Origin of the sequence: Reyranella sp., assembly GCF_965227665.1 — a bacterium.
Taxonomy (GTDB): Bacteria; Pseudomonadota; Alphaproteobacteria; order Reyranellales; family Reyranellaceae; genus Reyranella.
In genome coordinates, this window is the sequence record NZ_OZ245767.1 from 4,379,460 (window position 1) to 4,392,372 (window position 12,913).

The 12,913-nt window shown below is 66.4% G+C and carries 13 protein-coding genes; 1 reads left to right on the top strand and 12 read right to left on the bottom strand.

What is annotated here, in order from left to right; genetic code table 11:
* The first annotated feature begins 101 nt into the window (after window positions 1-101).
* Window positions 102-836 carry a DUF1194 domain-containing protein gene (locus tag ACO07I_RS21180; protein WP_422010824.1) on the top strand — a complete coding sequence of 245 codons (735 nt, stop codon included), beginning with the start codon at window positions 102-104 and terminating at the stop codon, window positions 834-836.
* Here the strand turns inward: ACO07I_RS21180 and ACO07I_RS21185 are convergent, their stop codons facing one another.
* From ACO07I_RS21185 to ACO07I_RS21240, 12 genes are all read right to left on the bottom strand, one after another.
* Window positions 837-1,838, bottom strand: coding sequence for a Bug family tripartite tricarboxylate transporter substrate binding protein (locus tag ACO07I_RS21185; RefSeq protein WP_422010826.1), 1,002 nt, complete (start codon window positions 1,836-1,838; stop codon window positions 837-839).
* A 155-nt stretch (window positions 1,839-1,993) separates the two neighbouring features.
* Complete coding sequence (locus ACO07I_RS21190; RefSeq protein WP_422010828.1) at window positions 1,994-3,586, bottom strand: ABC transporter substrate-binding protein; 1,593 nt, start codon at window positions 3,584-3,586, stop codon at window positions 1,994-1,996.
* A gap of 131 nt (window positions 3,587-3,717) precedes the next feature.
* Entirely contained in the window at window positions 3,718-4,476 is a 759-nt protein-coding gene (locus ACO07I_RS21195; protein ID WP_422010830.1) for an SDR family NAD(P)-dependent oxidoreductase, read from the bottom strand.
* A gap of 27 nt (window positions 4,477-4,503) precedes the next feature.
* Window positions 4,504-5,304 (bottom strand): SDR family NAD(P)-dependent oxidoreductase, encoded by an 801-nt coding sequence (locus ACO07I_RS21200; protein WP_422010832.1) that lies wholly within the window; start codon window positions 5,302-5,304, stop codon window positions 4,504-4,506.
* Between the two features lies 1 nt (window position 5,305).
* The gene (locus ACO07I_RS21205; protein ID WP_422010834.1) at window positions 5,306-5,860 is read right to left on the bottom strand and encodes a carboxymuconolactone decarboxylase family protein; all 555 of its coding nucleotides are present in this window, start codon (window positions 5,858-5,860) and stop codon (window positions 5,306-5,308) included.
* A 31-nt stretch (window positions 5,861-5,891) separates the two neighbouring features.
* Complete coding sequence (locus tag ACO07I_RS21210) at window positions 5,892-6,713, bottom strand: SDR family NAD(P)-dependent oxidoreductase (RefSeq protein WP_422010836.1); 822 nt, start codon at window positions 6,711-6,713, stop codon at window positions 5,892-5,894.
* 9 nt (window positions 6,714-6,722) lie between these two features.
* On the bottom strand, window positions 6,723-7,562 hold the full coding sequence (locus tag ACO07I_RS21215) for an SMP-30/gluconolactonase/LRE family protein (protein WP_422010838.1): 840 nt from the start codon (window positions 7,560-7,562) through the stop codon (window positions 6,723-6,725).
* Window positions 7,563-7,605: 43 nt separating this feature from the next.
* On the bottom strand, window positions 7,606-8,484 hold the full coding sequence (locus ACO07I_RS21220) for an MBL fold metallo-hydrolase (protein ID WP_422010840.1): 879 nt from the start codon (window positions 8,482-8,484) through the stop codon (window positions 7,606-7,608).
* Between the two features lie 41 nt (window positions 8,485-8,525).
* Window positions 8,526-9,638, bottom strand: a complete 1,113-nt coding sequence (locus tag ACO07I_RS21225) for an S-(hydroxymethyl)glutathione dehydrogenase/class III alcohol dehydrogenase (protein ID WP_422010842.1) — start codon at window positions 9,636-9,638, stop codon at window positions 8,526-8,528.
* A 57-nt stretch (window positions 9,639-9,695) separates the two neighbouring features.
* Window positions 9,696-10,676 (bottom strand): NAD(P)H-dependent flavin oxidoreductase, encoded by a 981-nt coding sequence (locus ACO07I_RS21230; RefSeq protein ID WP_422010844.1) that lies wholly within the window; start codon window positions 10,674-10,676, stop codon window positions 9,696-9,698.
* Window positions 10,677-10,679: 3 nt separating this feature from the next.
* On the bottom strand, window positions 10,680-11,807 hold the full coding sequence (locus ACO07I_RS21235; protein WP_422010846.1) for a CaiB/BaiF CoA transferase family protein: 1,128 nt from the start codon (window positions 11,805-11,807) through the stop codon (window positions 10,680-10,682).
* Window positions 11,804-12,898, bottom strand: coding sequence for a CaiB/BaiF CoA transferase family protein (locus ACO07I_RS21240; protein ID WP_422010848.1), 1,095 nt, complete (start codon window positions 12,896-12,898; stop codon window positions 11,804-11,806). The genes ACO07I_RS21235 and ACO07I_RS21240 overlap by 4 nt, the downstream gene beginning before the upstream one ends.
* Between the last annotated feature and the right edge of the window lie 15 nt (window positions 12,899-12,913).

The window sequence follows — 12,913 nt, forward strand, 5'->3', positions numbered from 1 at the left end:
CGAGTAATTCGCAATAGCAAGAGTGTTGCGTGCCAGCGATCGCTCGCGGGACGGCGCAGGAGCCCTATACTCGGGCGAACCGGTGAGAGAGGTCGCGTGCGATGAGGCTCATTGTTGCGCTGCTGGGGACGATTCTGGCCTTGATGCCGCCCGCGCTCCGGGCCGCAGAGCCGGTCGACATGCTGCTGGTGCTGGCCGCCGACGTCTCGCGCAGCGTGACCGACCCAAAATTCAGGCTGCAGCGCGAAGGCGCCGCCGCCGCCATCACCCATCCCGATGTGGTGCGGGCCATCACCTCGGGCCCCCACCGGCGGATCGCTGTGTGCTTCGTCGAATGGGCGTCGGCCAACATGCAGAACGTCGTGATCGACTGGATGGTGATCGGCGACGGCGCTGCGGCCCGTCGGTTCGGCGACAAGCTGATCGAGACTCCGCGCTCCTTTGCCGGCAGCACCTCGATCAGCGCCGCCATCGACTTCGCGATGGGCCAGTTTGAACGTGCACCCTTCGCCTCGGATCGTCGGGTCATCGACGTCTCGGGTGACGGCAACAATATCGGCGGCCGCCTGGTCACCGACGCGCGCGACGACGCAGTGGCGAAGAACGTCACGATCAATGCGCTCGTCATCCTGACTCCGATCGAGGAGGCGTTCCGTCCCGAACACACCAACCCGCCGGGCGGGTTGGAGAAGTACTTCCAGGAGAATGTCATCGGCGGCCCCGGTGCCTTCACCATCGTCGCCGAGAATCATGGCGCGTTCGGCCGCTCCCTGACGAAGAAGCTGATCCAGGAGATCGCGGGCTTCTCGCGCAACGAGCTGGCGGCGGGCGACTGACTACTCCGCCTTCGCGCCCGAGGCCTTGATGATGGGCAGCCACAGGGCCTGATCGTCGGCGATCAGCTTGCGGGCCTGGGCCGGCGTGTCGGGCGGCAGCACCTCGAAGCCCTGCACCAGCAGCTTCTCCTTCACCTGCGGCATCTGGGCGATGCGGCCGATCTCGGCGTTGAGTCGGGCCACGATGGGCGCGGGCGTGCCGGTCGGCACGGCGAAGCCCAGCCAGGTCGCGACCACGAAGTCGGGCAGGCCCGCCTCCATCATGGTCGGCACGTCGGGCAGGATCTTCGAGCGGTCTTTCGTCGTCACGGCCAGCGCCTTCAGCTTGCCCGCCTTGATCTGGCCCACCACGGTCGGCGCGTTGAAGAAGCCCATCGTCACTTCGCCGTTGACCACGGCGAGAACGGCGGCGGGCGCGCCGCGATAGGGCACGTGCTGCAGCTTCACGCCGGTGCGCTGCTCGGTGATCACGCCCGACATATGGAGGCTGCTGCCGACGCCGCTCGACCCGTAGGTGAGTTCGCCCGGCTTGGCGCGCGCCTGCGCGATCACGTCGGCGACGGTGTTGGCCGGGTTGGCGGTCGAGACGACCATGACGTTGGTGAGGATGCCGGTGGTCGAGATCGGGATGAGGTCCTTCAGCGGATCGTAGCCGGGCGACTTGTAGAGCCCCATGTTGAAGACCGTCGCGCCCTGCGAGGTGAGCAGCAGCGTGTAGCCATCGGCCGGCGCCCGCGCGCCCTCGGCCGTGCCGAGCAGTCCGCCGGCGCCGCCCTTGTTGTCGATGACGACCGGTTGGCCCAGCGCCTTGGCCAGTTCCTCGCCGAAGGTGCGGCCGACGATGTCGGCCCCGGCGCCCGCCGCGAACGGGATGATCATGTGGATCGGCCGCTCCGGCCAGTCGGCCGCCCCTGCCGGGCCCGAGGCCAGCAGCGGCGCCGCGAGGAGCAGGGCGCCCGTCAGGGCATGCCGGCGCGTTAGAACCTGGCGTGATGATTTCATGTCTTGCCTCCCGGCAGTGTGTGGGGCTGCGTTGCTCGCCGCCTTCGTTGGTCTCGACAGTACCCTCAAGCCCGCTTCGCTGTCAGGTCCCATCGCACGAAAGCCGCGCAACGGGGCGCGGCTTTCGGCAGTTCTGCGGCTTTCGCTGCCGTCGGCTACTTGTCGAGCCAGACATCCTCGAAGCGCGAGCCGTTGTAGAGGCTGTTCACCATCGGACGGTAGCCCTTCACGTGAGGTTGCCAGCAGGTGCCCGAGGCATTCCACATGATGATCGGACGGAAGCCTTCCTCGAGGATCTGCTTGTCGATCTCCCAGACCAGCTTCTTGCGCTTTTCGATGTCGCGCTCGGCCGACTGGATCGGGAACAGCTTCTCGATCTCCGGATTGCAGTAGCCGACATAGTTGCGCTCCGACTTGCAAGCATAGTGCTCGAAGTAGGTCTGGTCGGGATCGTCGACGCCGTTGCCGGTCGTGTTGAGGCCGACCGAGTAGTCCTTGCGCGCGACCTTGTTGAACCACAGCGCGGTGTCGACCAGGTCGAGCTCGCCGTCGATGTAGATCTCCTTGAGCTGGTCGATCAGGATCACCGCCGGGTCGCGATAGAGCAGGTGGTTGCGGGTCGAGACCTTGAGCTTCAGCCTGTTGTCGGGGCCGTAGCCCGCCTTCTTCATCAGGGCCTGCGCTTCGGCGCGGTTCTTGGCGACGTCGGGCCCGTATCCCTGGACCTGATCGAACATCTCCTTCGGCATGCCCCAGACACCGCCGGGCGCCGGTTCCATGACGCCGCCCGCTTCACCCGCGCCCTGGGCCAGGATCTCGATGAACGCCTTGCGGTCGATGGTGAGCAGCATGGCGCGACGGATGTCGGCATTGTTGAACGGCGGCGCTTCGCTGTTCACGATCAGGTTGGTGCTGTTGTTCATCGGCGCGACCTCGCAGACGGCGGTCGAGGCCTGCGCCTTGATGTCCTTGAGCAGCGGGATGGTGACGGCGTAGGGCGACGTCATGTCGTAGCGGCCCGAGACGAAGCCCAGCATGGCGGTGCCGCGCGCCGGCACGATCGGCATGTCGATGCCGTCGAGATAGGGCTTGCCCTTCTTGAAGTAGTCCGGGTTGCGGACGAGCTTGACGATTTCCTTCTGCTTGAATTCGCCGAGCTTGAAGGGACCGGTGCCGATCGGCTTGGTGCGCATCTGCGCCGTCGGCACGTGGCAGGAATAGACGGGGCTGTAGCCCGAGGCGAGCAGGATCAGCAGCGAGGGCTGCGGCTGGCCGAGATGGAAGGTCACCTCGCGGTCGCCGTTGGTCGTGACCTCTTTCAGGTTCCAGTACCAGGAGGTGCGCGGATTCTTGCGCAGCTTCTGGGTCTCGCTCTTGCCCGTCAGCATGTCCCAGGTGCACTTCACGTCGGCCGAGGTGAAGGGCTTGCCGTCATGCCACTTGGCATTGCCGACCAGCTTGAAGGTCAGCTTCTTGCCGTCCTCGCTCCACGTCCAGCTTTCGGCCAGATCGGGACGGATCGATTCGAGGCTGTTCTGCGGGATCTGCTGATCGAAGACCACGAGGTTGTTGTAGAGGCCCATGAAGGGCACGACCGTGGACGTCGTCGCCTCCTCGAGGATCGAGGTGCTGGGCGGATTGTCCGCGATATACATTTTGAGGGTGCCGCCGCTCTTCTGCGCGAGCGCCGGCGCGGCCGACAGGCCGAGCGCCGCCACGACACCGAGAAATCCGATCGATAAACGCATGTACTCCATCCTCCCAAACCCAATTGCAGAGAAGATGGCGTGATGCAGGTCCCCCGTCGAGGGCGCCCGTCCGGCTGGCGGATTGTTCTATCGGATCATGGCACGCAGTTTCGTATCGAGCTTGATGCCGATCAGTTCGCCATCCAACCGCCATCGACCATCAGGTTCTCGCCGGTGATGAAGGTCGCCTCGTCGGACGCGAGGAACAGGGCGGCGTTGGCCACATCCTCGGAGCGGCCGAGGCGCGGCAGCGGCGTGCGGGCATGGGAATAATCGATCCAGCGCGGTTCGATCGCGCGGCCGGTCTTGCCGGTCAGGATTTTACCCGGCGCCACGGCGTTGCAGATAACGCTGTCGCGGCCGTAGTCCGAAGCGATCTGGCGCGTGATGTAGACCACGGCCGATTTCGACACGCCGTAGGAGAAGTCCTCGGGCGAGGAGATCATGCCGTGCTGCGAGGAGATGTTGACGATGCGCCCGCGCGCCTCGTTGCGGATCTCCTGGGTCAGCATCCGGCGCACCGCGGCCCGGCACATCAGGAACACGCCGGTGACGTTGACCTCCATCACCCGGTTCCATTCCGCGAGGCTGGTGTCGGTGAGCTTCTTCGCCGAACGAATGGCGGCGTCGTTGACCACGATGTCGAGCCGGCCGGTCGGCAGCGCCGCCCGGCGCACCGCTTCCTCGACGTCCGCCTCGTTCGAGACGTCGCCCTGGAAGAAGGGCACGTTCAGGATCCGGTGCGTCGGCTCACCGCCTTCGACGACCTCTTCCGTGATGTCCATCAGCAGCAGGGTCGCGCCCTCCGCGTGGAACTTCTGGGCGATGGCACGGCCGATGCCCGAGGAGGCACCGGTGATGAGGGCGGTCTTGCCGGCAAGTCGGTTCATGGTGCCAACCGACGCAAGGATCGTGCCCTAGCCGCGCCGCACGCTGGCGCCGCCGTCGACCGGCAGGGTCACGCCGGTGATGAAGCTCGCCTCGTCCGACGCAAGGAAGAGGGCGGCGTTGGCGACGTCCCAGCCGGTGCCCATCTTCTTGCGCAGCGGCACCTTGGAATCGCGCTCGGCCTCGACCTCGGCGCGGCTCTTCTTGAACGTGCGCGCCCGCGTGTCGACGGCCATCGGCGTGTTCATGAGCCCGGGCAGGATCACGTTGGCGCGAATGCCGTATTGCGCGTTCTGGTAGGCGAGCTGCTCGGTGAAGGACACCATGGCCGCCTTGGTCGCCTTGTAGGCCACGTAGGGATAGGTGGTGATGACCGCCATCGACGAGATGTTGATGATCACGCCGCTCTGCTGCTCGCGCATGATCGGCAGCACGTACTTGGCGGCGAAGATGCAGCTCTTGAGGTTGATCGCGGTGCAGCGGTCGAAGGCTTCCTCGGTGAGGTCGAGCAGCTCGGCATCGCCGCCCGACAGCGAGACGCCGACATTGTTGTGCAGGATGTCGATGCGGCCCCAGCGGGCGTGCGCGTCGTCGACCATCGCCTTGAGGTCGGCATTGCTGGTTACGTCGGCCTTGAAAGCGGCGGCGGTGCCCTGGTTGACGCCGATCATCTCGACGGTTTCCTTCGCCGAGTCGAGATTGTGATCGACGCAGAGGACCTTGGCGCCCTCGCGCGCGAAGGTGAGCGCGGTGGCGCGGCCGTTGCCCATGCCCTCGCCGGGGCTCTGTCCGGCGCCGACGACGATGGCGACTCGATCTTTCAGGCGCATGTCACTTCACTCCCGGGATCGGGTACTGCTTCAGCACTTCCTTGTACTGCGGCTCGTTGTCGATCTTCATGGTGGCGAGCACGCGGACGACGGCGCAGTAGAAGGCGATGGTGAGCACGAGGTCGGTCATGTGCTCGTCGGACAGCTCCTTCTTGATCTCCGCGAAGGTCGCGTCGGACATTGCGAGGTCCTTCACCATCTCGCGCGCACCCTTCAGGATCGCCTTGGCCAGCGGCTCGAGCGTCGAGGGCTTGCCTTCGGTCTCCGCCATCAGGGCCTGGATGTCCTCGTCGGTGACACCGAATTCCTTGCCGATCTTCACATGGTGGGTGAATTCGTATTCCGACTTTTCCAGCCAGCCGACCTGCAGGATGGCGAGTTCGCGCAGGCGGGGATCGAGCTTGCTCTTGAAGCGGATGTAGCCGCCAAGCCCGCTGAAGGCCCGCGCCATGTCGGGCGAGTTGACCAGAAGCTTGTGCAGGTTGGTGTTGCGCTTGAGCATGTCGCGATACTCGGGTGCGACCTGGTCGGGCTCGAGATAGGGCAGGCGGGCCATCTTGGTTGTTCTCCCTTATTGGTTGGTTGCTTCAGTGATCCTGTGAATCGCGTTCCGGCCCCTGCAGCGTGACACCGCCGTCGACGACGAGCACCTGGCCGGTGATGTAGCGAGCATGGTTGCTCAGCAGGAAACGCACGGCGTGGCCGACGTCCCAGCCCGTGCCCTCGGTCTTGAGCACGGAGGCCCTGGCGCGCTGGGCGCGCGCGGCCTCGCTCATGCCGTTGCCGCGGGCATAGACCATCGGCGTGTAGACCGGGCCGGGGCAGATGCAGTTTACGCGGATGCCGTCGCGGCCGTGGTCGACCGCCATTGCCTGGCTGAGGCCGATCACGGCGGCCTTGGAGGTCGTGTAGGTCGTGAGACCGCGCGGCCGCAGCGCCGAGATCGACGAGATGTTCACGATCGAGCCGCCCTTGGCCGTCTTGATCATCGCCGGGATCGCATGCTTGGAGAGCAGGAACATCGTTTCGACGTTGACCTGCATCACGCGGCGATAGTCCTCGGGCTTCTCCTCGACGACCGAGCCGCGGCTGCCGATGCCGATATTGTTGTCGAGGAAATCGAGCCGTCCCCAGCGGTCGACCGCGGCATCGACCAGCCGCTTGCACTCGGCCTCCTGCGTCATGTCGCCGGCATGGGCCGCGGCATGCTGGCCGCCCTCGGCCTGGATCATCTCGACGGTGCGCTGGGCGAGCTTCAGGTCGCGGTCGGCCACCAGCACGTGGGTGCCCGCGCGGGCCAGCAGGATCGCCGCCGCGCGGCCGTTGCCGATACCGTCGCCGGCCGCGCCGCCGCCGGAAATGATCGCCACCTTGCCGGCCAGACCGGCATCGTCCTCGGGACCTTTCACCATTTCCTCCTAGGGCAGGCCGGCGCCGGGCACGTCGACGCGCATCGTCTCGATGCGGCCGTCCTTCTTCGCGGCGATGGCGGGCCCGCTGCCGCTGTTGGTCACGACGAACAGAGTGCGGCGGTCCTTGCCGCCCAGCATGCAGGCATAGGCCGCGCGCTCGCCGAGATCGAGATCGTGGGTGACCCTGCCGCCTTCGAGCACGCGGATCATGTGATGGGTGAAGGCGCCGGTGACCCAGATGCCGCCCTCGGCATCGAGGCAGATGCCGTCGGGATTGCAGGTCGGCGTCTCGGCCCAGACGCGCCGGTTGGACAAGGTGCCGTCATCGGCGATGTCGAAGGCCGTGAGACGCTTGGCGAAGGTTTCGCCGATGATCATCGTCTTGCCGTCGGGTGTGATGACGGTGCCGTTGGGGAACATCAGTTCGTTTGCCGCCGCATGGACGGAGCCGTCGGGGTCGACGCGGGCCAGCACGGCGGGGCGCGGCTTCTCACCGGCGTGCCGGTCGAAGCCGAAATTGCCGACATAGGCGCGGCCCTTTGTATCGACGATCATGTCGTTGCACAGGCCGGTCGCGATCCCGCCCAGCTCCGCCTCGACGGTAAGCTTGCCGCCCGCAAAGCGCATCAGCCGGCGGTCGGTCATACTGACGATCAGCATCGTGCCGTCGGGGCGCCAGCCCAGTCCGGAGGGTTGTCCGGGCACTTCGACGATCGTCTCGGTCTTGCCGCTTTCGTCGACGGTGCGGACCTGGTGGACATAGAAATCGGAGAAATAGAGCCGGTCGTCCCGCCAGCGCGGGCCTTCGCCGAAGGAGAGTCCGTCGAGCAGCGGTTCGAGCTTCATGATGCGTCCTGCTGGGGGCACGCGATTCCAGCCAAGCGTCGGGTCATCGGTCCCACTCGATCTTGAAGGAATTGCCCTCGGGTCTGACGTAGCCCGCATTGGCGCCGGGAAAGTGGGCGGGGCAGAGCAGGGCGTTGCTCTCGACGCAGTCCTCGAGAAGCTTGCGGCGCGAGACGGCCGACATCGCCTGGTCCCAGCAGAACTGGCTCGACCAGTCGGGGTGATAGACCTGGATCGGGTGATGCATGATGTCGCCTGAGAAGCAGGCCTGCTTTCCCTGGTCCTTCAGGTTGATCGCGATCGAGCCCGGCGTGTGCCCGGGATAGTCCCGGATGGTGAGCAGCGGGTCGGGCTGGTGGTCGCTCTCGATCATCACGGCCTTACCGGCCTCGACGATCGGCAGCACCGAATCGTCGAACGAGCCGTCGTTCACCTTGCCTTCGCCCTGCTCTTTGCGTTCGCTCTCCCAGTGGGCGTATTCGCGCTTGGCGAACAGGTATTTGGCATTGGGAAACGTCGGCACCCAGCGGCCATTTTCGAGCTTGGTGTTCCAGCCGACATGGTCGACATGCAGGTGCGTGCACATCACGAAGTCGACGGACTCGGGCGCACAGCCGCAGGCCTTGAGGCGGTCGAGGAACGGTGTGTCGAGGCCGCTCCAGCCGGGATTGTGGCGCTGCTTGTGATTGCCGAGACAGGTGTCGATCAGGATCGTGTGCTTCGGTGTCTTGACGACCCAGGTATGGACCGAGCCGATCAGCCGGTCGCTGCCCTCCTGCACGTGCTCGGGCACCATCCAGCCCTTCTGGGCATCGAAGGCTTCCTGGTCGAACTTCGGAAACATGCGGCCGGGCTTGAAACCCGGACCGCAGATTTCCTCGACCTTCTCGATGGTGGCTCCGCCCAGCTTTCGCACGGTCATGGCGTGGCTTCCTCCGGAACGCGGCAGCGGGACGGGAAAGATCAGAACGTGACGACGCTGCGGATCGACTCGCCCTTGTGCATCAGGTCGAAGGCATCGTTGATCTTCTCGACCGGCATCGTGTGGGTGATCAGCGAGTCGATGTCGATCTTGCCGTCCATGTACCAGTCGACGATCTTCGGCACGTCGCGGCGGCCCTTGGCGCCGCCGAAGGCGGTGCCCATCCAGGTGCGGCCGGTGACGAGCTGGAACGGGCGCGTCGCGATCTCCTGCCCGGCGCCGGCGACGCCGATGATGACCGACTTGCCCCAGCCGCGATGGCAGCATTCCAGCGCCTGGCGCATCAGCTTGGTGCTGCCGACACATTCGAAACTGTAGTCCGCGCCGCCGTCCGTCAGCTCGACGAGGTGGGCGACCAGGTCCTTGTCGCCGAGGTCCTTCGGATTGACGAAGTGGGTCATGCCGAACTGGCGGCCAAGCGCCTCGCGGGCCGGGTTGAGATCGACGCCGACGATCATGTTGGCGCCGACCATGCGCGCCCCCTGCAGCACGTTGAGGCCGATGCCGCCCAGGCCGAACACCACGACATTGGCGCCAGCCTCGACCTTGGCGGTGTTGATGACGGCGCCGATGCCCGTCGTGACGCCGCAGCCGATGTAGCAGACCTTGTCGAACGGCGCGTCGGGGCGGATCTTGGCCAGGGCAATCTCGGGCAGCACCGTGTAGTTCGAGAAGGTCGAGCAGCCCATGTAGTGATGGATCTTCTTGCCCTTGAACGAGAAGCGCGAGGTGCCGTCGGGCATCACGCCCTGGCCCTGCGTGGCGCGGATCGAGGTGCAGAGGTTGGTCTTGCCCGAGACGCAGGATTTGCATTGGCGGCATTCCGGCGTGTAGAGCGGGATCACGTGATCGCCCTTCTTCAGCGACACGATGCCCGGACCGACATCGACCACGACGCCCGCGCCCTCGTGGCCGAAGATCACCGGGAACAGGCCCTCGGGATCGCCGCCGGACCGCGTGAACTCGTCGGTGTGACAGACACCCGACGCCTTGATCTCGACCAGGACCTCGCCGAACTTCGGCCCTTCGAGATCGACGGTCTCGATCTCGAGATTCTTGCCGGCCTCGAAACAGACGGCTGCCTTTGTCTTCACGCGGATACCCCCTCGAAACTCTGGAGCCGAAACCTAGAGCAGGGGGGCGCCCACCGTCTACGCTGCGACGCGACCGGCCAGCGCGCGCGCCATTTCAGACTTCGCCTCGCGGTATTGGCCGACGAGGCGCCGGACGAGGTCGGCGGCGGCGGGCACGTCGTCGATGTTCCCGACGCCGTGGCCGGCCGTGTAGATGTCCTTCCAGCGCTTCTTGTTCTCCTGCGCGCCGACGATCTTGCCGGGCAGGGTCGTGCGCAGCACGTCGAGGTCGATGCCGGCGGCCAGCAGGCTGGGCGTCAGCCAGTTGGCCGGCGCGCCGTCGATCGAGGCGGTGAGGAACACGTCCGTGGCGCGGGTGCCCAGGATCATGTCCTTGTGGGCCTGCGCGGCCATCGCTTCCTGGGTCGCGATGAACCGCGTGCCGATATAGGCGAGGTCGGCGCCCATCGCCTCGGCCGCCAGCACGTCGCGGCCCGTCGTCTGGCCGCCGGCCAGCACCACCGCGAAGCTGTCGCCCAACTGCCGCACCTCGTTCATCAGCGCGAAGGGGTTGATGGTGCCGGTATGGCCGCCGGCGCCGCCCGCCACCGCGATCACGCCGTCGACGCCGGCTTCCAGCGCCTTTTCGGCATGGCGGCGGTTGGCGATGTCGTGCAGGGCGACGGCGCCCCAGCCATGGATGCGCTTGATGGCGTCGCCCGGCGCGCCTTTCGAGGTGAGCACCACCGGCACCTTGTACTTCTCGACCAGTTCGAGGTCGCCCTGGTAGCGGGGATTGGAGGCGTGGACGACGAGGTTCACGGCCCAGGGCGCCGGCTTCTTGCCGGCATCCTCCAGGCGCTTCATGCCCTCGACCATCTCGTCGAGCCAGGCCTGGAACTCCTCGCGGCTGCGCGTGCCATGGGCGGGAAAGCTGCCCATCAGGCCTTCACCGCAGCATGCCAGGGTCAGTGCGGGATTTGAGACCAGGAACATCGGGGCGGCGATGGCGGGGATCGCCAGGCGCTCCATCAATTTGTGCACTTCGGCGCGCGGCATGACTCAAACCTCTCCGATGGTGGGCGTGGTCGAGGTCACGCCGCTGTCGTTCAATTGCTTCAGGCGGGCATCGTCGTAGCCCAGCAGTTCGCGCAGCACGTCGTCGGTGTGCTGGCCGAGATCGGGAGCGGGCCGCTCGATGGTGAGTCCCGTGCCGTCGAGCCGGTAGGGTAGTCCTTTCACGAGGCCACCCTTCTCGTCGCGCACCAGCGTGACGCCCTGGAGCGCTGTGTCGCGCAGCAGGTCGTTGCCGTCGAGGCAGGGCGCTGCGGAAATGCCTTTGGTCAGCAGTGCCTTCAGTGCAGCATCACGATCCTTGCCGGCGCAGAAGGTCGCCATCGACGGATCGGGAGTGTTGAGGGTCACGGCCAGCCATTTGCCGTCGCCGCATTGATAGGAGTCCTGCTGCGCCACGCCCGCTTCGGTATTGCCGCGTGGCGCCAGCCGATGGTTCGGATCGGCCGAAGCCGCGAGGATCTCCTCGCCCAGGGTGAACGAGGCGACCTCGCGCTGGGAGAAATCGAGGAAGGCACCCTTGCCGCTGCGGCGCGCTTCGGTGACGGCGGCGATGACGATGCCGGTGGCGAACAGCGAGACGATCTGGTCGGGATAGTTCACGTCCATGCCCGAGATGCGCGGCTCCTCGCCCTCGTATCCGGTCAGCGAGGCGATGCCCGACGTGGCGTCGAGCGTGCTGCCGAACGACACGTTCATGCGCTCGGGGCCGGTGTCGCCCTGGCTGGAGATGGCGGCGAACACCAGACGCGGATTGAGGGCGCTCAGCTCCTTGTAGCCCAGGCCGGCGCGATCGAGCACGCCGCGCCGGAAGTTCTCGACCACGACATCGCACTTCGCGGCCAGCTCGCGGATGACGCGCTGGCCCTCGGGATCCTTGAGGTTCAGCGTCAGCTCGCGCTTGTTGCGGTTGGTGAAGCGGAACTGCGGCGAGCGATTCCACCAGCCCTCGTCGTTGTCGCTCTTGCCGATGACGCGGAAGGGATCGAGATAGGCGCCAGATTCGATCTTGATCACGTCTGCGCCGAGATCGGCCAGCATGGCCGAGGTATTCGCGCCCGCCGTCAGCAGGCCGAAGTCGAGCACGCGGATGCCGGCGAGGGGACGCCCGCTCATGGCGCGAGCTCCGGCGCGGGCCGCGGCGCGAAGGAGCGCCCATTCCACTGCACGGGAAGCTGCGGCAGGCGCAGGGTGCCCTCGGTCGGATGGGCCATGTCGGCCAGGAAGCCCCGGGCCACGTATTGCTCCGTCTGCTGCAGCTCGGCCGGCGAGAAGATCGGGCCGAACGGCACCCCTTTGGCCTGCGCCGCCTTCTGGATGTCCTCGCGGGTCTTGTCGGCGAACCACGGCGCGAGCGCTGTATAGAGTTCGGCGATGTTCTGACGCCGGCCGGCTCGCGTGCTGAATTTCGGATCGTCGAGCCGCGCATCGCCAATCAGCGTGCGTGTCGCTGGCCACTGGGTGATGGTGTAGACGACGGCCACATGTCCGTCGCGGCAGGGCAGGACCTGGAACTCCGAGTTCTGGCCCTCGCGGCCGGGCGAGGTGCCTGACGCGGCGGCGCCGGATGCGGCCTTCCAGTTCACCCACTGCATGACCTCCGCAAGCGACACGCGCACCGAGGGCGCCCGGCGTCCGACATCGCGCGCCGCCAGCGCCGCCATGAGTCCGGTGAAGGCCGTGAGGCCCGCGGCATAGGAAGCCTGATGGCCCCCGAGCTTCAGCGGCTTGCGCTCGGGTTCACCGATCATGTGCATCAACCCACCCAAGGCCTGGATCGCGAGTTCGCTGACCGGTCGTTGGGCGGCATCCATCTCGATGGGGAAGGCGGCGATCTCGACCGGTGTCGCCTTGCCTGCACGCAGCAATGCCGCGATCGAAGCCGGCTCCTCGAACAGAACGACATCGGCCTTGTCGACCAGACCGGCGAGCGCAGTGCGGCCCGACTCACTCGAGAGGTCGAGCGCCAGGGAGCGCTTCGACGTGTTGAGGAACTGAAACAGCGCGCTTCCGCCCTGCGGCAGCAGGGGCGGCGCACGACGCACCGGATCGCCCTCAGGCGGCTCGATCTTCAGCACGTCGGCGCCGAGATCGGCCGCGATCTTCGCGGCAAGCGACGTCGCAAGACGCAGGCAGAGCGGCACTTTTGCGTCGTTGACCTCGACGATCGTGAAGCGCGCGAGAGGTAGGGAGGATGCCTCGGACATTGCGCGATGATCTGC

Excerpts from the sequence above, each read along its gene's own strand:
- ACO07I_RS21180 (WP_422010824.1), top strand. The coding sequence starts at position 102 with ATGAGGCTCATTGTTGCGCTGCTGGGGACGATTCTGGCCTTGATGCCG.
- ACO07I_RS21185 (WP_422010826.1), bottom strand. The coding sequence starts at position 1,838 with ATGAAATCATCACGCCAGGTTCTAACGCGCCGGCATGCCCTGACGGGC.
- ACO07I_RS21190 (WP_422010828.1), bottom strand. The coding sequence starts at position 3,586 with ATGCGTTTATCGATCGGATTTCTCGGTGTCGTGGCGGCGCTCGGCCTG.
- ACO07I_RS21195 (WP_422010830.1), bottom strand. The coding sequence starts at position 4,476 with ATGAACCGACTTGCCGGCAAGACCGCCCTCATCACCGGTGCCTCCTCG.
- ACO07I_RS21200 (WP_422010832.1), bottom strand. The coding sequence starts at position 5,304 with ATGCGCCTGAAAGATCGAGTCGCCATCGTCGTCGGCGCCGGACAGAGC.
- ACO07I_RS21205 (WP_422010834.1), bottom strand. The coding sequence starts at position 5,860 with ATGGCCCGCCTGCCCTATCTCGAGCCCGACCAGGTCGCACCCGAGTAT.
- ACO07I_RS21215 (WP_422010838.1), bottom strand. The coding sequence starts at position 7,562 with ATGAAGCTCGAACCGCTGCTCGACGGACTCTCCTTCGGCGAAGGCCCG.
- ACO07I_RS21220 (WP_422010840.1), bottom strand. The coding sequence starts at position 8,484 with ATGACCGTGCGAAAGCTGGGCGGAGCCACCATCGAGAAGGTCGAGGAA.
- ACO07I_RS21230 (WP_422010844.1), bottom strand. The coding sequence starts at position 10,676 with ATGCCGCGCGCCGAAGTGCACAAATTGATGGAGCGCCTGGCGATCCCC.
- ACO07I_RS21235 (WP_422010846.1), bottom strand. The coding sequence starts at position 11,807 with ATGAGCGGGCGTCCCCTCGCCGGCATCCGCGTGCTCGACTTCGGCCTG.
- ACO07I_RS21240 (WP_422010848.1), bottom strand. The coding sequence starts at position 12,898 with ATGTCCGAGGCATCCTCCCTACCTCTCGCGCGCTTCACGATCGTCGAG.